This is a genomic window from Flavobacterium shii, from assembly GCF_025847235.1.
GTDB lineage: Bacteria > Bacteroidota > Bacteroidia > Flavobacteriales > Flavobacteriaceae > Flavobacterium > Flavobacterium shii.
This window is the reverse complement of sequence record NZ_JAOZEW010000009.1, coordinates 1-21,558: the sequence shown is the minus strand read 5'-3', so window position 1 is coordinate 21,558 and position 21,558 is coordinate 1. Positions and strand designations below refer to the sequence as shown.

At 33.9% G+C, this 21,558-nt stretch carries 18 protein-coding genes; 12 read left to right on the top strand and 6 right to left on the bottom strand.

All coding sequences use genetic code 11. The features are described from left to right. Nucleotides 1-193 precede the first annotated feature (193 nt). The 4 genes from OIU83_RS09720 to OIU83_RS09705 form a co-directional block, all read right to left on the bottom strand. Nucleotides 194-763 carry a hypothetical protein gene (locus OIU83_RS09720; protein ID WP_264206064.1) on the bottom strand — a complete coding sequence of 190 codons (570 nt, stop codon included), beginning with the start codon at nucleotides 761-763 and terminating at the stop codon, nucleotides 194-196. Between the two features lie 167 nt (nucleotides 764-930). Beyond that, entirely contained in the window at nucleotides 931-1,584 is a 654-nt protein-coding gene (locus OIU83_RS09715) for a metal-dependent transcriptional regulator (RefSeq protein ID WP_264206063.1), read from the bottom strand. A gap of 96 nt (nucleotides 1,585-1,680) precedes the next feature. Then, nucleotides 1,681-3,552 (bottom strand): Nramp family divalent metal transporter, encoded by a 1,872-nt coding sequence (locus OIU83_RS09710; RefSeq protein ID WP_264206062.1) that lies wholly within the window; start codon nucleotides 3,550-3,552, stop codon nucleotides 1,681-1,683. A gap of 85 nt (nucleotides 3,553-3,637) precedes the next feature. Further along, on the bottom strand, nucleotides 3,638-4,015 hold the full coding sequence (locus OIU83_RS09705) for a Fur family transcriptional regulator (protein ID WP_264206061.1): 378 nt from the start codon (nucleotides 4,013-4,015) through the stop codon (nucleotides 3,638-3,640). A gap of 84 nt (nucleotides 4,016-4,099) precedes the next feature. Between OIU83_RS09705 and OIU83_RS09700 the strand changes: the two genes are divergently transcribed. The 12 genes from OIU83_RS09700 (at nucleotide 4,100) to OIU83_RS09645 (ending at nucleotide 16,431) form a co-directional block, all read left to right on the top strand. Continuing rightward, nucleotides 4,100-4,453, top strand: a complete 354-nt coding sequence (locus OIU83_RS09700) for a MerC domain-containing protein (RefSeq protein WP_264206060.1) — start codon at nucleotides 4,100-4,102, stop codon at nucleotides 4,451-4,453. After that, nucleotides 4,450-5,658 (top strand): GTP-binding protein, encoded by a 1,209-nt coding sequence (locus tag OIU83_RS09695; RefSeq protein WP_264206059.1) that lies wholly within the window; start codon nucleotides 4,450-4,452, stop codon nucleotides 5,656-5,658. The genes OIU83_RS09700 and OIU83_RS09695 overlap by 4 nt, the downstream gene beginning before the upstream one ends. 17 nt (nucleotides 5,659-5,675) lie before the next feature. Further along, nucleotides 5,676-6,587 carry an NAD(P)/FAD-dependent oxidoreductase gene (locus OIU83_RS09690; protein ID WP_264206058.1) on the top strand — a complete coding sequence of 304 codons (912 nt, stop codon included), beginning with the start codon at nucleotides 5,676-5,678 and terminating at the stop codon, nucleotides 6,585-6,587. A 191-nt stretch (nucleotides 6,588-6,778) separates the two neighbouring features. Next, the gene (locus OIU83_RS09685) at nucleotides 6,779-9,055 is read left to right on the top strand and encodes a TonB-dependent receptor (RefSeq protein ID WP_264206057.1); all 2,277 of its coding nucleotides are present in this window, start codon (nucleotides 6,779-6,781) and stop codon (nucleotides 9,053-9,055) included. Nucleotides 9,056-9,273: 218 nt separating this feature from the next. Next, nucleotides 9,274-9,735 carry a thioredoxin family protein gene (locus OIU83_RS09680; protein WP_264206056.1) on the top strand — a complete coding sequence of 154 codons (462 nt, stop codon included), beginning with the start codon at nucleotides 9,274-9,276 and terminating at the stop codon, nucleotides 9,733-9,735. 151 nt (nucleotides 9,736-9,886) lie between these two features. Continuing rightward, entirely contained in the window at nucleotides 9,887-11,059 is a 1,173-nt protein-coding gene (locus OIU83_RS09675) for a lycopene cyclase family protein (protein WP_264206055.1), read from the top strand. 595 nt (nucleotides 11,060-11,654) lie between these two features. Further along, complete coding sequence (locus OIU83_RS09670) at nucleotides 11,655-12,083, top strand: ArsR/SmtB family transcription factor (protein WP_264206054.1); 429 nt, start codon at nucleotides 11,655-11,657, stop codon at nucleotides 12,081-12,083. 216 nt (nucleotides 12,084-12,299) lie between these two features. Continuing rightward, nucleotides 12,300-12,728, top strand: a complete 429-nt coding sequence (locus OIU83_RS09665; protein WP_264206053.1) for an ArsR/SmtB family transcription factor — start codon at nucleotides 12,300-12,302, stop codon at nucleotides 12,726-12,728. 184 nt (nucleotides 12,729-12,912) lie between these two features. Continuing rightward, nucleotides 12,913-13,323 (top strand): BrxA/BrxB family bacilliredoxin, encoded by a 411-nt coding sequence (locus OIU83_RS09660; RefSeq protein WP_264206052.1) that lies wholly within the window; start codon nucleotides 12,913-12,915, stop codon nucleotides 13,321-13,323. A gap of 262 nt (nucleotides 13,324-13,585) precedes the next feature. Next, nucleotides 13,586-14,953 (top strand): oxygen-dependent tRNA uridine(34) hydroxylase TrhO, encoded by a 1,368-nt coding sequence (gene trhO / locus OIU83_RS09655; RefSeq protein WP_264206051.1) that lies wholly within the window; start codon nucleotides 13,586-13,588, stop codon nucleotides 14,951-14,953. Between the two features lie 6 nt (nucleotides 14,954-14,959). Continuing rightward, nucleotides 14,960-16,201, top strand: coding sequence for a peptidase U32 family protein (locus tag OIU83_RS09650; RefSeq protein ID WP_264206050.1), 1,242 nt, complete (start codon nucleotides 14,960-14,962; stop codon nucleotides 16,199-16,201). Then, a complete protein-coding gene (locus OIU83_RS09645; RefSeq protein ID WP_264206049.1) occupies nucleotides 16,201-16,431 on the top strand; it encodes a ferredoxin in 231 nt (76 codons plus the stop codon). The genes OIU83_RS09650 and OIU83_RS09645 overlap by 1 nt, the downstream gene beginning before the upstream one ends. Before the next feature lie 104 nt (nucleotides 16,432-16,535). On the opposite strand, the gene OIU83_RS09640 is transcribed toward OIU83_RS09645, so the two are convergent. Together OIU83_RS09640 and OIU83_RS09635 are read right to left on the bottom strand one after the other, a co-directional pair. Continuing rightward, complete coding sequence (locus OIU83_RS09640) at nucleotides 16,536-17,513, bottom strand: PorP/SprF family type IX secretion system membrane protein (RefSeq protein ID WP_264206048.1); 978 nt, start codon at nucleotides 17,511-17,513, stop codon at nucleotides 16,536-16,538. 41 nt (nucleotides 17,514-17,554) lie between these two features. Then, a partial coding sequence (locus OIU83_RS09635; RefSeq protein WP_264206047.1) for a T9SS type B sorting domain-containing protein occupies nucleotides 17,555-21,558 on the bottom strand: 4,004 nt, incomplete at its 5' end.

Here is a 21,558-nt window from a genome sequence, read left to right as displayed (position 1 = left end):
AAAAAGGCCCTAAGCCACTAAGAGATAAAGGTTCAAAGGTTGCTCGGTTTATGTATAAACTGGACAATCTTTGAACCTTTTAACATTTCAGAACCAATATAGCCCTGAGGCGTAATCGAAGCGCGACTTATAAAACTCAGCCTAATAGAATTCTGATTGATTTAAACCATTAAAACTTAAAATCAAGACATTACTACTTTTTGACACTTTTTACAGGTGCTTTATCGAAATGATTACTTGAAATCTTAATTGCATTTCTAGCTAAAAATTCAGCAAACTCATCTATCATAGCTACCACCTCGTCTTGTTTTCCATCTAGGGGAATCTTTGTAGACCAATCAATATTAATTACCCTATTAGATAAAACATAAGTAAATCTATAATAATAGTTAATTTCTTTATCACTAAAGTGCCTTTCAAAAAACACTACACGATTATCTATCTTCTCGCAAGAACATTTGTCATTTAAGCCATTACATTGCGATTGTATATAGGACTCACAAAACTCTTTAGAATAATTTATTTTATTAGGTTCTGTAAAAACCTGAACCATTACACCATTCGGGAATGCCGTTGGAACACCCGAAACCATTTTAAATTTCCAATTTGGCAAACCAGTTATTGTTATCAAATCATTCTTTAATCTAATCTTAGTAACCAAAGTAGAATCTGATTTTTTAATCTTTAATTCATCACTAACAGATACTTGTGCCATCGAAATCATAATATAAAAAAATGCAATAAGAGTAAATATTTTTTTCATGTAAACAATCTTTTTTAGGTTGAACCCAAATGTATTAAAATATTCCCTTAGAATAATTCATTCAACATCAACATATATTACATGTTTCAATATTGCGTCAGTTTTTCAGTGAAAAGCAAACTTTTTAGCCGCTATAACCATAAACCTTAACTTCTTACCACCTATTTTCAAACCAACTTTACGAATAAATTCGAGGCAATTTTATTAGAGATTGTTAATTCCTTATCGTTTACTTTAATTTTCAATGATTGATCGAAGCTTTCTTTAGATAAACATTCGATTTTCGAGCCCAAAGCTATTTCCTGTTTGTCCAGATACTGTAAAAACTCCGATGAAGTATCTTTTACACCTACGCAAACACCGACTTGCTTTTCTGTTAGTTCCGAAAGCAATTGTTTTTCGACTTTAATAATTCTACCTAGTGCATCCGGGATAGGGTCCCCGTGAGGATCCTCGGTTGGATTACCCAGAAAATCATCTAATCTATTAATTAATTGCTCCGATTTAATATGTTCCAGTTGTTCGGCTATATCATGAACTTCATCCCAAGAGAAATCAAGTTTATCTACTAGGAATACTTCCCATAAACGATGCTTACGAACAATCATTTTGGCGGCAAGTTTTCCATTAACTGTAAGCGAAACACCTTGGTATTTTTTATAGTTTATCAAATCTTTTTCGGATAGTTTTTTAAGCATATCCGTTACCGATGAAGCTTTGGTCTCCATCATTTCGGCAATAGCATTGGTACTAACTTCAGCTTCAGAAGAAGTGGTTAAATGGTAAATGGCTTTAAGGTAATTTTCTTCTGAGAAGGTCATTTTTTTTGAGGTTCTAAGGTTCTAAGAATCTGAGGTTCTAAGTTATTTAAGAATCTTAGAAAACCTTAGAAACTTAACAACTCAGAACCTTAGTAGCTATTTTTTAACAATAAACAAAGGTATTGAAATTTTATGACGGAGTTTGTCGACTGTCGTGCCAAAAATCAAATCTTTAAAGCCCGTATGTCCATGTGTTCCCATCACCAGAATATCAAAACTTCCTTTATTTACAATGGCTGGGATGATCTTATTTGGTTTTCCGAATCCTAGTTCTGTTTGGATCTTAAATCCTTTATCTGAAAGCATTACTTTGTATTCCAGTAACAATTTTTCATCAATTGTGGTTTCATGATCATCAACATTCTGTCCATACATTAAAGCTCCAACGGTTTCAACAACATGTATCAAAGTATAATTGGCTTCTATACCTCCCAACTCAAAAGCACTGTTGATAGCTGCTTCATCGGCATTTGAGAAATCAACAGAAATAGCAATATTCTTTTTACTATAAGTCTCTTTTACAGAAAAACGCAATGATAAATTATGCGGTGAATGATTTTGAATATTAGATTTTGCCCTTACAATAAATGGTTTTATAACAATATAAAGCAATAGAACTAAAAATGCTATTGCCAAAGGCACAACGGTAATCCAGATTATAAAGGGGTTCTCGGCAGTTTCCAGCCAACCGGTTATTTCATCATAAACCAATTTCCCATTTAACGACACAATAATTAAGGCAATGATCCATGCAGTAACCTGTGTTAATCGACTTATGTGGAATCCTTTCATCTTAGTTTTATCGCTCACAAAATGAATCAACGGAATAATTGCAAAGCCCAATTGTAAACTCAGGATTACCTGACTCAAGATCAACAATTTTCCTGTGACGCTCTCGCCGTAAATTAAGATTACAATAACAGCAGGCACTATTGCAATTAATCGTGTTATGATTCGACGCACCCAAGGCTGGATTCTTAAATTCAGATATCCTTCCATAACAATCTGACCAGCAAGAGTCCCCGTAATTGTAGAACTTTGTCCAGCCGCAATTAAGGCAACTGCAAAAAGGATTGGTGCCCATTTAGTTCCCAAAAGCGGTTCCAAAAACTTATGGGCATCTTGAATCTCGGCGACTTCAAACATGCCATTTCTATGAAAAGTAGCTGCCGCCAAAATTAAAATAGCTGCATTTACAAAAAAAGCAAGATTAAGAGCTATTGTCGAATCGATAAGATTGTATTTCAATGCTTGCTTGATTCCTGCAGTACTTCGATCAAACTTTCTGGTTTGAACCAATGAGGAATGCAAGTATAAATTATGAGGCATTACAGTAGCTCCGATAATACCGATTGCAATATATAAAGCAGCAGAATTTGGCAAAGATGGAATCAATCCGTATAATACTTTATCTAGCTCCGGCTCGGCAAAAATCATTTCGAAAACAAAAGAGAATCCAATAATTGCAACCAATACAATGATAAAAGCCTCCATTTTTCGAATACCTTTATTTATCAAAAACAATAATAAAAAAGTATCAAGAACAGTAATTAAAACACCTTCGATAAGCGGAATATCAAATAACAAATTAATACCAATCGCCATTCCTAAAACCTCCGCAAGATCACAGGCTGCGATAGCAATTTCGGCAAGGAAGTATAAAATATAGTTGATCGGTTTAGAGTACGTTTCTCGTGAAGCTTGCGCCAAATCACGCTGCGTTACGATTCCTAAACGGGCACTTAAACTTTGTAACAACAAAGCCATTAAGTTACTCATTAACAAAACCCAAAGTAAGGCATACCCAAACTGACTTCCACCAGCAATATCAGTCGCCCAGTTTCCTGGATCCATATATCCTACACTTACTAAATATGCAGGACCAAAAAATGCTAATATCTTTCTAAAAACCGATGATTTATTTTGCGTATGAACCGACTGGTTAACTTCTTCTAGAGATTTACTCATTTCATAAAAAATTATTAAAGCAAATATATATAAAAATTGTATTGCTCAAATATTTTTTTTAGCCTTGTCTAAATGTTAAATGCTTTTATAAACAATTCGGGCACAATCCCGAAAGAGTAAAGTTCACATCGTTTACCTTATAATTACGAGGAATTATGTAACTCGGCTGCACATTCTCCATGCAAGTAACCTTAAGGCATTTCTCACAACTAAAATGTACGTGATTATGAATATGCACATGATTTGCATGATGGCATTTGGCATATTTAATGGTTCCATCAAGGTTAACAATTTTATGAATCACATCTTCATTAACCAATCGATCCAAAATCCTGTAAATAGTAACACGATCACATAAATCTGCAGTTAGTTTATGAATCTCCGAATGAGATAATGCCGAGTCTGAATTGGTAATTAAATCTAAGATGGCTCCTTTGGCCGCTGTATTACGGGTAACTTTCATATGTAAAATATTAACGCAACATTGTTGCATTTAAAATAAATTTCTATATTTGCAACAATATTGCATTAAGCAAATATACAAGAAATGAAAACAAAAACAACTTTTAATTGGGACTTTTTAGGGATTTCAAGCGCAACTATATGCCTGATACACTGCCTTGTCTTCCCTGTACTTACAATCATTCCTTTAGGCATAAGCCACAACCCATTAATTGATTTACTATTTGCATCTGTAGGTTTCTTTGCAGTTATAAAAATAATAAAGAAATCCGATCTATTGATAAGTAGTATTCTGATTTTGTCTTTGACACTGATTATTATAAGCATCCTAATAGAAATTATAGTAGACATTCACACCTACCTAATCTTTATTGGAGGAATCGGAATGATAACCGGTCATTATTTAAACTACAGATCTCATAAAAAAACACAACAATGAAAAAACTACCTGTAACAGTATTAAGCGGATTCCTTGGAGCTGGAAAAACAACCTTGCTCAACCATATTCTTCACAATAAAGAGGGATTGAAAGTTGCTGTAATCGTAAATGATATGAGCGAAGTAAATATTGATGCTCAACTTGTGAAGAACGAGCATGCTTTATCACGTACCGAAGAAAAATTAGTCGAGATGAGTAATGGTTGTATTTGTTGCACTTTGCGAGAAGATTTAATGATCGAAGTAGAAAAACTCGCAAGGGAAAATCGTTTTGACTATTTACTTATCGAAAGCACCGGTATTAGTGAACCCATTCCTGTTGCACAGACTTTCTCATTTGTAAATGAGGATGAAAACATAGATTTATCAAGATTTAGTTATGTTGATACGATGGTTACTGTTGTAGATAGCTTTAACTTTTTCAAGGACTTTGGTTCTGCCGAAACTCTCGTAGACCGAAATGTATCGGATATAGAAAATGACAACCGCACTATCGTAAATCTTTTGGTCGATCAAATAGAATTTGCCAATGTTATTATTCTAAACAAAACCGATTTAATAACTCCTGAATCACTAGAAATACTAAAAGCATCTATTCAAAAACTAAATCCCGTTGCCAAAATACTTACTTCGATTTTAGGAAAAGTAAATCCATCAGAGATTATAAATACTGGATTATTCAACTTTGAAGAAGCAGAAGCTTCAGCGGGATGGATAAGAGAATTAGAAGGAATTCATACACCCGAAACCGAAGAATATGGAATCAGTTCTTTTGTATTTCGAGATGCGAAACCTTTTCATCCGCAACGATTTTGGAATTTTATCAAGTCCGATTTTCCCACAAATATTATACGAAGTAAAGGATTATTGTGGATGGCATCTCGTCCTGAGCAAGCAATAAACTGGAGTCAGGCAGGTGGATCAATGAAAGCAGAAGGCGCTGGTGTCTGGTGGGCAAGTATGCCGCTTGGCGAACGCATGACGTTTAACAATTTTATTGAATTTCAGGATATAATCGAAGAACGCTGGACTGCCGATTTTGGTGACCGACTTAATGAGATTGTTTTTATAGGTCAAAAATTAAATGAAACCGAAATCCTGGAAGAACTAAAAAAATGTCTTTGTACTCCAGATGAAATTATAGATTTTCAAGATGGTTTTTTTCCAAACAAAGACCCTTTCCCTATTCCAAGAGTATTTTCATAAAAACTAAACATAAAACTATGATAGACAATAATAAATATGATGTTATAATAATTGGTGGAAGCTACGCAGGATTTTCTGCTGCAATGGCATTAGGTCGCTCTTTGCGAAAAGTATTAATAATCGATAGCGGAAAACCCTGCAATCAACAAACTCCATATTCCCACAATTTTATAACCCTAGATGGCAAAAAGCCTTCGGATATTAATGCTAAAGCAAAAAAACAAGTCTTAAAATATCCAACAATAACTTTCATAAATGCAAAGGCAACTAAAGCTATAAAAAATGAAACAACTTTTGAAATAAAAATCGACAAAGGGGAAACATTTTCTGCTCGAAAATTACTTTTCGCAACAGGTTTAAAAGACATATTTCCAGGAATAAATGGGTTTGCAGAATGCTGGGGAGTTTCAATATTACATTGCCCATACTGCCACGGATATGAGGTTAAAAATGAAAAAACCGGCATTATTGCAAACGGGCCTATTGGATTTGAATTCGCCAAAATGATTTCCAACTGGACAAAAGACCTAACTTTATTTACAAATGGAGAAACAACCCTGACAGATGAACAAAGCAAAATTCTAAGAAAAAACAATGTCACTATTGTAGAAAGCGAAATCGATTATTTTCTCCATAACGAAGGAAAGCTAATGAATATAGTTTTTAAAGATGGATCAAAAACTGCAATTAAAGTTATTTATGCCAAACCTCCTTTTGAACAACATTCCACTTTACCGCAAGAACTAGGTTGTGAACTAACGGAACAGAATTTAATAAAAGTCGATACTTTCCAAAAATCAACTATCCCGGGAATTTATGCTGCTGGTGACAACAGTACATTCGGTCGTTCCCTGGCTCTAGCAGTTTCATCAGGCTCAATCGCTGGTGCCTTTATTAACAAAGAGCTTATAGAAGAAGATTTTCATTAAATATAGTTAAAGTAGCATTTTTAGATTATTGTTTTTTATAACCCCAATTGTTTTGGTTTGCGATTGGGGCATTAAGCGGTTCATTATTAACGATGAGCCGTTTTCTTTAATGTAAAATGATATTTTTCTACATGATAATTTTGTTTGTCAAATATAATTTTTAGATTTGTCTAAAATATAATTTAAATAATATGAAATATTTATTTTCGATACTATTGTTTTCAATCTTACAAACCTCATTTTCACAGAATACCTCCTCTATCTCAGGAAAAGTATCGATTGAAAACCAAGAAAACCAACAAGCAAGTGTTCAATTATTAAAAAACAGTTACAAAACCCAAACCGATAGTTTAGGCTATTACAAATTAGAGAACATCCCACAAGGCAATTATAAAATTCAAATTTCATTGCTTGGATTTCAAACGATAACCAAGAACATTTCTATCAAAGAAAATCAACCGTTACTTTTAGATTTTAAACTATCAAATGATGAAAATGAACTAAATGAAGTGGTAATTTCAGGAACTCTAAAAGCCGTAAAAAGGTTAGAAAGCGCTGTTCCTGTTGAAGTTTATTCGCCTGTTTTCTTCAAAAAAAACCCAACAGCCAACATATATGAAGCTTTGCAAAACGTAAATGGAGTCCGACCTCAACTTAACTGTGGCGTTTGTAACACTGGAGACATTCATATAAATGGTCTCGAAGGTCCATACACAGCCGTAATGATCGACGGAATGCCTATCGTAAGTAGTTTATCGACTGTTTATGGATTATCTGGAATTCCCAATTCACTTGTTGAAAGAATCGAAATTGTAAAAGGGCCCGCATCTTCTTTATACGGAAGTGAAGCAGTTGGAGGTTTAATAAATATTATTACCAAAAGCGCAGCCAACGCACCCACTTTCTCTGCTGATGTTTTTACCACAACTTGGCTAGAAACAAATGTAGATTTAGGAGTAAAATTCAATGCTGGTAAAAAAGCAACTGCATTATTAGGCGTTAACTATTTCAGCTATAACCAAAGAATTGACAATGATAATGATGGCTTTACAGATGTTACGCTACAAGATCGGATTTCGGTATTCCAAAAATGGACTTTTAAAAGAAAAGAAAACAGAATTTTTACCCTTGCTGGACGCGGAATGTATGAAGATCGTTGGGGTGGCGATGTACGCTGGGAGAAAAAATACCGAGGTGGTGACGAAATTTACGGCGAAAGCATTTATACGAAACGTGGAGAACTTATAGGAAGTTATCAATTACCAACAGATGAAAAACTGATATTTTCCTTCTCAGGAAATGTACATTATCAGGACAGTCGTTATGGAACTACCTCTTATATTGCCAATCAAAAAATAGGTTTTGCTCAACTTACATGGGATAAGAAAATCCGAAGTAATGATTTACTTGCCGGAATTGCTTCCCGTTACACCTATTACGATGATAATACAACCGCAACCTCATCACAAGGACAAAACAATCCAGAAAAAACATGGCTACCCGGTATTTTCTTGCAGGACGAAATAACATTCAGCGAAAAACATAAAATACTTTTAGGGCTTCGATACGATTACAACTCAGTTCACGGAAATATTATCACACCAAGATTTGCCTATAAATTAAAATTCAACGACAACAATATCCTACGCTTTAACGCCGGAACGGGTTATAGAGTAGTCAATTTATTTACAGAAGACCACGCAGCTTTAACAGGTTCAAGAGAAGTGGTTATTGCGAATAATCTAAATCCAGAAAAATCGGTCAATGCCAATTTAAACTACATCAAAAAAATATATTTTTCAAGTGGAACATTTATCGGTATTGAAACTACAGCATTTCACACACGCTTTAGCAATAAGATAATTTCGGATTATATAACCGACCCAAACAAAATCATTTACGATAATATTAATGGTTATGCGGTAAGTCAGGGAATTAGCACAAACATTGATGTGAACTTCAATAACGGATTAAAATTAATTACCGGCGCAACGATTATGGATGTTTCCAATGTAGAAGACGGAGTTCGAGAAAGACCATATCTAACTGAGAAATTCACAGCAACATGGAGTATCTCATATAAAATCAATCCTATTGATTTGGCTATCGATTATACTGGAAATTTATACAGCCCGATGAAACTACCATTATTAAGCGATACCGACCCAAGAAGCCCAAACTCGCCTTGGTATAGTCTACAAAATATACAGTTTACTTATAGTGGTTGGAAAAATTTCGAATTATATGCCGGAATAAAGAACCTACTCAACTTTACACCAAAGCGAAACAATCCATTCCTTATTTCGAGAACCAATGACCCATTTGATAAGAACGTGCAATACGACCCAAACGGAAAAGTACTCGTAACACCTAGCAATCCATACGGGTTAACATTCGACACTACTTATGTTTATGGACCAAATCAAGGAATACGCGGTTTTTTCGGATTACGATATAACCTGAGATAAGAATAATCTATACCACAGATTAAAGAAGTTGGTCACGAAAAAAGAACGCGGATAACATGGATTTACAAAAATAAAGACGCAGATAAAAACAGATTTCAAAAACATTAAAAAAAACATGTTATCTGTATTCCTTTTTAAGCCACAGATTATAAAGATTAAAAGGATTTCAAACCTTTGTGCCCTTTGCGGTTAATATCGCTAGCAAAAAAACAACCCAAATGAAAAAACTAATTCTAATTATTTTCTTTCTGATAATATCCAATGGATTTGCTCAACTACACTCCTATTCGTTTGAGCAAATAGATAGTTTACAGCAAATCCAAAAACGAAAAGTCATTGTTTTTATTCATACAGATTGGTGTAAATATTGTCAGGCTATGAAAAATTCGACTTTCAAGAACAAAACAATAATAACGCAACTCAACGCCGAGTTTTATTTTATTGATTTTAATGCCGAAGAAAAAAGAACAATCCGTTTTAACAATCAAACATTCAACTATAAACCAACCGGAAATACTAATGGAGTAAATGAATTGGCAATTGCACTAGGAACTATAAACAATCAAATAACTTACCCAATTGTTTGTGTTATAAATCCAGAAAACGAAATCATTTTTCAAGATACAAGTTATCGCAATGCAAAAGACTTTGAAGTGATCTTCGCTAAACTAAAAGATTGAGTTTTTACTCTATTTCATACAACCACAATATTGTCAGACTGAGAAGTCGAAGTCGAATCCACAATGCAATTCAACTATTCTAAATTATATCCTTGATTAAACTCAACGAATTAAAATTGCCTATTTTTGATAAAAATAGTTTTCCAAAAACATGAAACATTTCGATTACATTTTCACTGGAACTGGTTTATCAGCAATGATGACCGTTTATAAAATGGTATTATCCGGAAAGTTTACAAAAAAGTCTATTTTGCTAATTGATGAAAATCCCAAGAAAACCAATGATAGAACTTGGTGTTTTTGGGCAGAAGAAGAAACAATCTGGGAGAGTATTATTTCAAAAAAATGGGATTTGGCATTATTTGTAAATGATAATTATAATCGTGATTTAGAGTTAAAGCCATATCAATACAATCAAATTCGTAGTTTGGATTTTTACAACTCTGTTTTTGATTTAATTGTACAACAAGAAAACATCACTTTCTTAAACGATAAAGTAACCGACATTAACGAACTCGATACACATGTTTTTGTTGCAACTTCTACCAATACTTTTACTTGCAACCACCTTTTAAACAGCATTTATAATAAAGCATTGGTCGAAAGCCAAAACAAATACCCTGTTTTACAACAGCATTTTATCGGTTGGTTTATAAAAAGTTCCCAACCCATTTTTAATCCGGAACAAGTTACATTCATGGATTTTTCGGTTGCCCAAAAAGGCAACACCCGTTTTATGTATCTTTTACCAACTTCCAAAAATGAAGCTTTAATAGAATATACTTTGTTTTCACATTCACTTTTAGAAAAACAAGAATACGAATTAGAGATTAAAAATTACATTCATAATTTAGGCATTGGTGATTATGAAATAATCGAAAAAGAACAAGGAAGTATCCCGATGACGTGCTTTCCTTTCTGGAAAAGAAATACCAAACGTGTACTGAATATTGGTACGGCAGGCGGTTGGACAAAAGCAAGTACGGGATATACTTTTAAAAAAACAGATAAAAAATCAACACAATTAATCGCGTTCCTTCAAAGAGATAATAATTCTTCGACTCCGATCGAGATGAAATCGTTTCATAAAAAAAGTCGATTTTGGTTTTATGATTTGCTTTTATTGGATATTCTCAACAGGAATAATGAACTTGGAAGTCGCATTTTTTCTGGCATGTTTCAAAAGGGAAATCCTGCATTGATTTTTAAGTTCTTAGATGAAGAGACCAATTTTATTGAAGATGTTAAAGTTATTTTAAAATGTCCTAAAGCACCATTTATAAAATCGTTATTTAGAGTGATTTTTCTTTCAAATAAGCTTTGATTTTAAATCTTAACTATTGAAAAAAAATATTTTAAGCTTTAGCTTTCTTATTACCATTTTATCATTTGGTCAAGTATCCAAAAACAAAGCACAAGATATAATTATTAAACGATCCTTAGATAGTTGTGCTTATAAATACAACTTCGGATAACTCTTGAATTATTTGTTGTCTTATTAAACTATCATCTTCTCTGTTAAGATTACTTCGAAGTCGAGATACTTTGACTTGAATCCTGACTTTATTAGGTTATTTATTATTGAGAAAAGCAGCATATACATTGAAAAATTGGGCTTATTCTAAAAATAAAAAAGCAGATTATCACTATAAATCCCTTTTTGATAATATAGTTTGTCTGAACAAGAATGTCTTATTGTTTTCTTATAAGGTTTTATTGTGGCAGTTGGGAAGACTCAGTGATGCCTAGCTTTGTAGATTCTAAATAATGGTGAACTTATTATTGAAGAAATCAATGGTTTACTCACTAACAATAGCTCACAAACCAAAGTAAAGAGAAAAAATGAGTAAGAAAATCTACAACAATAATGTAGATCTATTGTAATCGTTCATTCACGATAATGAATTAATTGGCAAATTATGGGAGTTCGCAAGCACTTAAACTTTGATATAGAAACAAAAGCAATAAGTAAAATTTGTAAAGCACTTGGACATCCAACGCGAATACAGATTATTACCCTCCTATGGAAAAGGAACAACAGAACTTGTGGCGAAATCGTTGAGTTAATTCCGCTGGCTCAATCAACAATATCTAAACATTTATTAGAATTGAAGAAAGCAAATATTGTAATTGTAACAAATGAAGGAAAAAAAACAATTTATTCTATTGATATAAACGAAATACAACTGCTTAAAAAATATCTGACTAGTTATCTATTATCCTTTGGATTTCCTGAACAAAATAAGACTACGGTTTTAGAAACCAGACGTATAATAAAAAGCAAAAAAAGCCATTTTAAACAATATAATTATCAATTTCCTGATAAAATAATAAAACGGGCAATTTAAAATCCCAGATTCTCCCCTTGTTGAAAAGACGTAAAGTAGAAGAAAATTTAAAGAAAACTATAGTATTGTGTTAGATTTAAAAACAAACTTCAAACTATTGCAAAAACTTTATCCAAGAATTAAATTTCTTGTTTTTAAACTTTGTAACTTTACAATTAAGAGTAATGTGCATTTAATGTAATCGTTCAATTACGATAATAAATTAATTGACAAATTATGGGAACTACAAAACGCTTAAATTTTGATATAGAGACAAAAATAATAGGGGAAATTTGCAAAGCACTTGGACATCCTACACGAATGCAGATTATGACCCTTCTATGGAAAAAAAACAACAGAACTTGTGGTGAAATTGTTGAATTAATTCCATTGGCACAATCAACAATATCTAAACATTTATTGGAATTAAAAAAAGGAAATCTAGTAAATATAAAAATTGACGGAAAAAAGACAATTTACTCTATTCAAGTTGACAACATACAAATACTTAAAAAATATTTGGCCAGTTACCTTTCAACCATTGAAGTTCCGGAACAAAATAAGGCTACCGTTTTAACAACTAAACATAAAACAGGGAGCATAAATAACCGCTTCAAGCAATACAATTATCAGTTTCCAGATAAAAACACCAAAGAGCCACTTTAGATATTTCGAATTCTTATCTGCCGAAAAGCCACAAACTAGAGGGATACTTTCAAGGCTGTATACTATACTGTTTGATTTAAAATCTTATAACAAACTATAACAAAACTTTATAGTGGAATTAAAGTTCTTGTTTTTAAACTTTGTAACTTTGCAACTCGAAAAGTTAAATTAAAAAAATAAAAATATGTATCCAGAAGAAATGGTAAAACCAATGCAAGCTGAATTAACAGTTGCAGGTTTTCAAGATTTACATAGTGCCGCAGAAGTTGATAACGCAATAAAATCAGAAGGAACAACATTAGTAGTTGTAAACTCTGTATGTGGTTGCGCAGCAAGAAATGCACGTCCAGGAGCAAAAATGAGTTTAGATGGTGCTAAAAAACCAGACCACTTAATCACTGTTTTTGCAGGTGTTGACAAAGAAGCTGTAGATGCTGCAAGACAACATATGTTTCCTTTCCCTCCATCTTCGCCAAGTATGGCGTTGTTCAAAAACGGAGAATTAGTTCACATGTTAGAGCGTCACCATATCGAAGGTCGCCCAGCAGAATTAATTGCTGAAAATTTACAAGACGCGTTTAACGAGTTCTGTTAAGGAAATAAGGTTCTGAAGTGCTAAGACACAAAGGTTCAAAGATTACAAAGGCTGTCCTATAAAGGCAGCCTTTTTTATTTTAATTTTCTTTTACAAATCTTTTACAATTGCATCACGAAGATACAGATGCGGTGCGTCTCTACAGAAAACCTTTGATCCTTATGAACTTCCATTCTTAGAACCTCAGAACCTTTGCAACTTAGAACCTTTTTCCCTACCTTTGCACCTCAAAATAATTTCTCAACTTAAAACTGTTTATAGCATGCAACTGTATAACACTTTGAGCGCAGAAGAAAGAGCCATCATGATTGATGATGCCGGAAAACAACGTCTTACGCTGTCTTTCTATGCTTATGCGCAAATCACAGACCCAACTCAATTTCGTAACGATTTATTCCTTGCTTGGAACCAACTTGAGGTTTTAGGACGAATATATGTGGCTCAAGAAGGTATCAATGCCCAACTTTCACTTCCTGCCGATAATTTCTACGCTTTTAAAGACACTATCGAAAAATATGATTTCATGAAAGGAATCCGATTGAATATTGCTGTAGAGCATGATGATCATTCTTTCTTGAAACTAACAGTAAAAGTTCGTGATAAAATTGTTGCCGACGGATTAATCGATGAGACTTTTGACGCTACAAATATTGGAATTCACTTAAAAGCTAAGGAATTCAATGATTTACTGGAAGATCCAAATACAATTGTGGTCGACATGAGAAATCATTATGAAAGTGAAATTGGTCATTTTACAAATGCAATAAAACCAGATGTGGATACTTTTAGAGAAAGTTTGCCAATCATCGAAGAGCAACTTGCCGAACATAAACAAGACAAAAAATTATTAATGTATTGCACAGGCGGAATTCGTTGTGAAAAAGCCAGCGCATACTTTAAACATAAAGGTTTCGAAAATGTTTACCAACTTGAAGGCGGAATTATAGAATACACTCGCCAGGTAAAAGCCGAAGGTTTAGAAAGTAAATTCATTGGTAAAAACTTCGTATTCGACCACCGCTTAGGCGAAAGAATCACAGATGATATCGTTTCGCAATGCCATCAATGTGGAAAACCTTGTGATGTACACACCAATTGTGTCAACGAAGGATGTCATTTGCTTTTTATTCAATGTGAAGAATGTGCGACTGCAATGGAAGGTTGTTGTTCTGCGGAATGTGTTTCTATAATTCATTTACCAGAAGAAGAACAAAAAGCCATTCGTCGTGGAATTACAAACGGAAATAAAATCTTTAAAAAAGGAAAATCAGATGTTCTTACTTTCAAAAACAATCAAGATCCATTGGCTGCTATTCCTAATCTTAGTGATTTAGTAAAATCAAAAAATCTAGCTAAGAAAGAGCCTAAAGTTAAAAAACAATACATTGGAAAAGGAACCCACTTTTTTCCAAAGCCATCAATTGGTCAATTTTTAATTGAAGAAAACGAAATTAAAATTGGCGATACCGTTTTAATCAAAGGTTCAACAACTGGAGAACAAAAATTAGTAATCGAAAAGATGTTTGTTAACGATATCGAGTCAGAAAAAGCCGTTTTGGGCGATACTTGTACTTTCAAATTACCATTTAGAATCAGACTGTCAGATAAAATCTATAAAATTTTAGAATAGTTTATCATGACAACAAATAATAAAATTGAACTTATGGCTCCCGCTGGGAGCTTTGAGTCACTTCAGGCTGCGCTTGATAATGGCGCCGATTCTATCTATTTTGGTGTAGAGCAACTTAATATGCGTGCACGTTCGACGGTGAATTTCACTATGGACGATCTGCAGGAAATTACCAATCGTTGTGAAGCTAAAAATGTACGAAGCTACCTAACTTTGAACACGATTATCTACGATCATGATTTATCTGTCGTAAAGACATTGTTAAACAAAGCCAAAGAAGCTAATATTACAGCCGTAATCGCATCCGATCAAGCTGTAATTGCAATGGCAAGAACCATTGGTATGGAAGTTCACATTTCGACTCAACTCAATGTAACCAATATCGAAACCATAAAATTCTATAGTTTATTTGCTGATACAATGGTTTTAAGTCGTGAATTGAGCTTACGCCAAGTAAAAAGCATCACAGATCAAATTGAGAAAGAACAAATAAAAGGTCCAAACGGAAATTTAGTAGAAATTGAAATTTTCGGTCACGGTGCTTTATGTATGGCGGTTTCAGGTAAATGTTATTTGAGTTTGCATTCGCATAATTCATCAGCAAATCGTGGTGCCTGCAAACAAAACTGCCGCAAAAAATATACTGTTATAGATCAGGAAACCGGATTCGAAATCGAAGTCGATAACGAATACCTCATGTCGCCTAAAGATTTATGTACACTTGATTTCTTAGATCAGGTAATAGATTCCGGAATTCAGGTTTTAAAGATAGAAGGCCGTGGTCGTGCTCCCGAATACGTTGCAACGGTTATTAAAACCTATCGCGAAGCTATTGATTCCTATTATGACAAAACATTCTCTAAAGAAAAGATTTCTATTTGGATGGAAGCTTTAAACACCGTTTACAATCGCGGCTTTTGGTCTGGATACTATTTAGGACAAGAATTAGGAGAATGGAGTGCTATTCCGGGATCGGCAGCAACACAAAAGAAAGTATATGTGGGTAAAGGCACTCATTATTTCCCGAAAGCAAACGTTGCACAATTCAAAATTGAAGCTTACGATATTAAAGTCGGAGACAAAATCCTTGTAACTGGTCCTAGTACAGGAGCTCAGGAAATGATAATCGACGAAATGTTCGTGAATGATATTGTATCTGAAAAAGCAACAAAAGGTGATGATTGCACATTCAAATTACCTTTCAGAATTAGAATGTCTGATAAATTATATAAAATTGTTGAGGCATAATGGTTATCATTACTTTACAAAGAGACAAATGCATTGGCTGTAATTACTGTGTAGAAATGGATCCGGTACATTTTCAAATGTCAAAAAAAGACGGAAAATCAGTATTGATACATTCGCAAAATGCAAAAGGGTTCTATACTTTAAAATCTCCCAATCATACCATTGTAGAAAGCTGTGAATTGGCAGCTAAAGCTTGTCCAGTCAAAATTATTACAGTTAAAGAAACCTAGAACAAATTTGGTTAAACATAAAGAAGTCCATTCTGTAATTTAGAATGGACTTCTCTTTTATTGACGAACTATAACATACGACTGTGTTTAATTTATAATATTCTTTAGTTCCGAACTGCACTTTGCGTACAAGGGCAATTACTTATTCCTCTAAGAAAATCAAGCCCAATAGTCACAACATGTGTTCCTGAATTATAAGCTCCAATCTGATTAAGTGATGCCTGATAGGAATATCCAAAGTAAAAATTAGACTTTTTGAACCCCGCCATTGGACCAACCATCAAAGGCTGAAACATCTGATCATTAAGGAAACGATACGAAACTCCTATCCAGAAATAATCATCATAACGATTGAATTTTCTATACTTAAAATTTAAATCGGTACTAGAACGTTTATCACTTGTAAACTGTTGATAATAAATAGATGGCTCAAATTCAACTCTGTTTTTAGTATCTCCTCTAAAAACATATCCTGTATAAACCTGATAGTTTCTAAGTAGATTAGGCTCAAGGCCATCAAACTTATCAATCTTCTTATCCAAGATATTACCAACATTAATACTCAAATAGAAACCTCTATTGCGGTATAATATACCTACATCAAAATTGTTGTTGGACATATTTCTACCATTAGTAATCCCCGGATCTAAAGCCTCGGGGACACCTGTTCCCGAACTAAATTTATCGATATCAATCTTAAAACTGTTAATATTGTACGAAATACCTAAAGACAAGTATTGTTTGGAATAATAATCTAAAATCAAATGATGCGCAAAGGAAACTTTGACTCCTGTTTGTTTTGTATATCCATTACTATCGTTATAAAGCGAAATCCCTACTCCAGAACGATCCAAAATTCTAAAATCGGCATAAAGCGATTGGTTATCAGGTGCATCTTTTATACCTACCCATTGTGTTAAACCATTGGCACGAATACGAAGATTGTCTCCAATTCCAGCAAATGTTGAAGAAACAACAAATGGATTGTCGGCTAGATATTGTGTGAAAACCGGTAAATTTAGCTCTTGACTATAACCCGAAGTAATAGCCATAAGCAGAAATGATATGATAAGTTTTTTCATTGTATTGTAAATTTTAGATAACAACATTATTTTGTTATTCGCTATCTGTAAAGGGTGAAATGTCCAACAAACTCTCTATTATCTTTATTATCGTTTAGTTTGAATACATACCAATAATCCCCAGAAGATAATTCTTTCCCATTGTATTTTCCATCCCATTTTTGACCGTATTTATAATTACCGATTATACGCCCGTATCGATCAAAAATTGTAAAAGTCAAATTTTTGTATTGTGTCGTGCATCCAGGACCCCATTCGTCATTTATGCCATCTCCGTTTGGAGTAAAATGATTTGGAATACAAACATCTATATATTCAAAATATCTCGAAGCCGTTGTCGTACATCCATTTTGATCTGTTACTGCAACAACATAGTCTCCAGATTTGTAAATAATGATTTTATTAGCAGTGCTGTAAGATTCATTATTAAATGAATATCTATATTGTCCTTCGCCACCAGCAACAGTTGCAACGATTTCATTTAATTCACCATCGGCTAATGTTAGGGTTAATGGTTCGATGTATTCTATAAAGAATTCTCTGGTCGGCTGTATACATCCATCAGTATGTCTAGCTGTTATTGTATGCGTACCAGAAGTAATGTTTGTAAATAAATTACTTGACTGAAAATCTGCGTTATCTAGAGAATAATCGATGTCATTAAGATTTCTAATACTTGGATCTACTGTAATTATAACTGAGTTTGACGGAGTATCATTCAGACAAGAATAACTAACATTCGCAACAGGATTAATAGTTATTCCGTTCGGCATAGATACTTCAATTTCTGTAGCACAACCTAATACATCTTTGATATAAACGTTATGTGAGCCACCCGCAAGATCTATAAAAGTGTATTCATTCCCCGTAATTTCAGTATATGTACCATTTTTGTTATCTAGATTTACACTATAAGGCATAATTCCTCCCAAAATTTCAATTTTGAATGATCCATCTTTTTCTCCAGCACAGAATTCTGGAATTAGGCTATTTCTTAGAAGAGAAGCTGTTAGTAATTGATTAACAGTCAGGTTTAATAGCTGATCGGCTGTACATCCATTATTCTTTTTGGTATAAGTTCCGGAATCCGTATAAGTTTGCCCATCTACATCCCAAACAAAAGATTCACCAAAACAGATATTTTCTATTCTTGTTACTGCTGTTGGTTTTGTACCAATAGTTAAGTTCAATACCTGATCGGCTGTACATCCATTATTATTTTTAGTATAAGTCCCCGAGACAGTATAAGTTTGTCCGTCTAGATCCCAAACAAAAGATTCGCCAAAGCAGATGTTCTCTATTCTTGTTACTTCTGTTGGTTTTGTGCCAACGATTAATTTTAATACCTGATCGGCTGTACATCCATTATTATTTTTAGTATAAGTTCCTGAAGCAACGTAGGTTTGCCCATTTACATCCCAAACAAAGGAATCACCAAAACAGATGTTTTCTGTTGTTGTTACGGTCGTGGGTTTGGTTCCAACAGTTAAGTTCAATACCTGATCGGCTGTACATCCGTTATTGTTTTTGGTGTAAGTTCCAGAATTCGTATAGGTTTGTCCATTTACATCCCAAACAAAAGAATCGCCAAAACAGATATTTTCTATTCTTGTTACTGCTGTTGGTTTTGTGCCAACGGTTAAGTTCAATACCTGATCTGCCGTACATCCGTTATTATTTTTGGTGTAAGTTCCAGAATTCGTATAAGTTTGTCCGTCTACATCCCATACAAAAGATTCGCCAAAGCAGATGTTTTCTGTTGTGGTTACACTTGTTGGTTTGGCTCCAACAGTTAAGTTCAATACCTGATCGGCTGTACATCCATTATTATTTTTGGTATAAGTTCCTGAGGTAATATAAGTTTGCCCGTCTACATCCCAAACAAAGGAATCTCCAAAGCAGATGTTTTCTGTTGTGGTTACACTTGTTGGTTTGGCTCCAACAGTTAAGTTCAATACCTGATCGGCTGTACAACCATTATTGTTTTTGGTATAAGTTCCCGAGACAGTATAAGTTTGTCCGTCTACATCCCAAACAAATGAAGCTCCAAAACAAACACTTTCTGTTGTAATTACTGCTGTTGGTTTGGTTCCAATAGTTAAGTTCAATACCTGATCGGCTGTACAACCATTATTATTTTTGGTATAAGTTCCCGAGACAGTATAAGTTTGTCCGTCTACATCCCAAACAAATGAAGCTCCAAAACAAACACTTTCTGTTGTAATTACTGCTGTTGGTTTGGTTCCAACAGTTAAGTTCAATACCTGATCGGCTGTACAACCACTATTATTTTTGGTATAAGTTCCGGAAGCAATGTAAGTTTGTCCGTCTACATCCCAAACAAAAGATTCGCCAAAGCAGATGTTCTCTATTCTTGTTACTTCTGTTGGTTTTGTGCCAACGATTAATTTTAATACCTGATCGGCCGTACATCCATTATTATTTTTGGTATAAGTTCCGGAAGCAATGTAAGTTTGTCCGTCTACATCCCAAACAAATGAAGCTCCAAAGCAGATATTTTCTATTGTAATTACTGCAGTTGGTTTTGGATTTATAGTTACTATTACTGGCTTAATTATCACACAACCTTGCGCAGAAACACTCTTAATATAATATGTACCAGATGTTGCTACAGCAGTAGGAGTAGTTAATGATATGGTTGCTACAGCATCTGTCCAATAACTCAAAGTTCCTGGAGTGCTTTCAGTATTTACTGTTGTCGAAAGATCTATTGTATTTGGGAAACATACTGTCTCAGGATTATTAATATTTAAAATGGCTACTTTAATAGTTGCTACAGGTAGACCAGTTGAACAACCTCCAGGATTTGTACAATTTATTAATGGAGGTGGATTTAAGTATTTACTACTTCCTGTACTTGTTACCCATGTACCATCATTTGAGACTGGAATAGGGGGAATCGATGTTTGTATTTCTACTCCATCTATATATATTCTTCCTTTAGTTTCTATTTGTGTCACACCTGTTAAATCACAATCTGCTTTTACAATAATTCTTATTGCTGGCTCACGCAAATAGCTTAAATCCCATAGATAGGGAAAATCTGTATAAGTTTCTGCTGAAAGAGAAAATGTGGACGGTGTAATAAAATTTGACTGTTCTGGGTTCACTAATGATGTATGTTCAGGTAAGTCAATAGAACCTTTAACATTGTGGAGTGTTATATGATCAGGGTCTATATTGGATAATCTCAACATAAAAGTAAGGATTTCGCCAGGCTCAACTGTTCCATTGTTATTAGCGTCTTTCATAAGTAGCCAAGTCGCAATTTTTGGAGAACCTATTTTAATATTAGTTTGAACTGTATTGCTGCAAGTTCCATTTGTAAACGTATAGGTTACTGTATATGTATTTTCTAAACTACTACCCGGATTAATTGCTCCGGTATTTTCATCAATACGTAAACCTGTAGGTGCCGCAGTATAAATACCACCAGCTTGACCATTTCTGATTACTAGGATAGCTACTTCTGTTGTTGAATATGAAGATGCTGAATAAGCAATTGATGTAGTAGGTCTTGGATATACAGTCAAATTTAGAATCTGATCGGCCGTACAACCATTATTGTTTTTGGTGTAAGTTCCTGAATCCGTATAAGTTTGTCCATTTACATCCCAAACAAAGGAATCGCCAAAACAGATGTTTTCTGTTGTGGTTACTGCTGTTGGTTTTGTGCCAACAGTTAAATTCAATACCTGATCGGCTGTACATCCATTATTGTTTTTGGTATAAGTTCCTGAAACAATGTAAGTTTGTCCGTCTACATCCCAAACAAAGGGATCGCCAAAACAGATGTTTTCTGTTGTTGTTACAGTTGCTGGTTTTGTACCAACGATTAATTTTAATACCTGATCGGCTGTACATCCATTATTATTTTTAGCATAAGTTCCTGAAGCAATGTAGGTTTGCCCGTCTACATCCCAAACAAAGGAATCGCCAAAACAAACACTTTCTGTTGTAATTACTGCTGTTGGTTTTGTGCTAACAATTAATTCCAATACCTGATCGGCTGTACATCCATTAT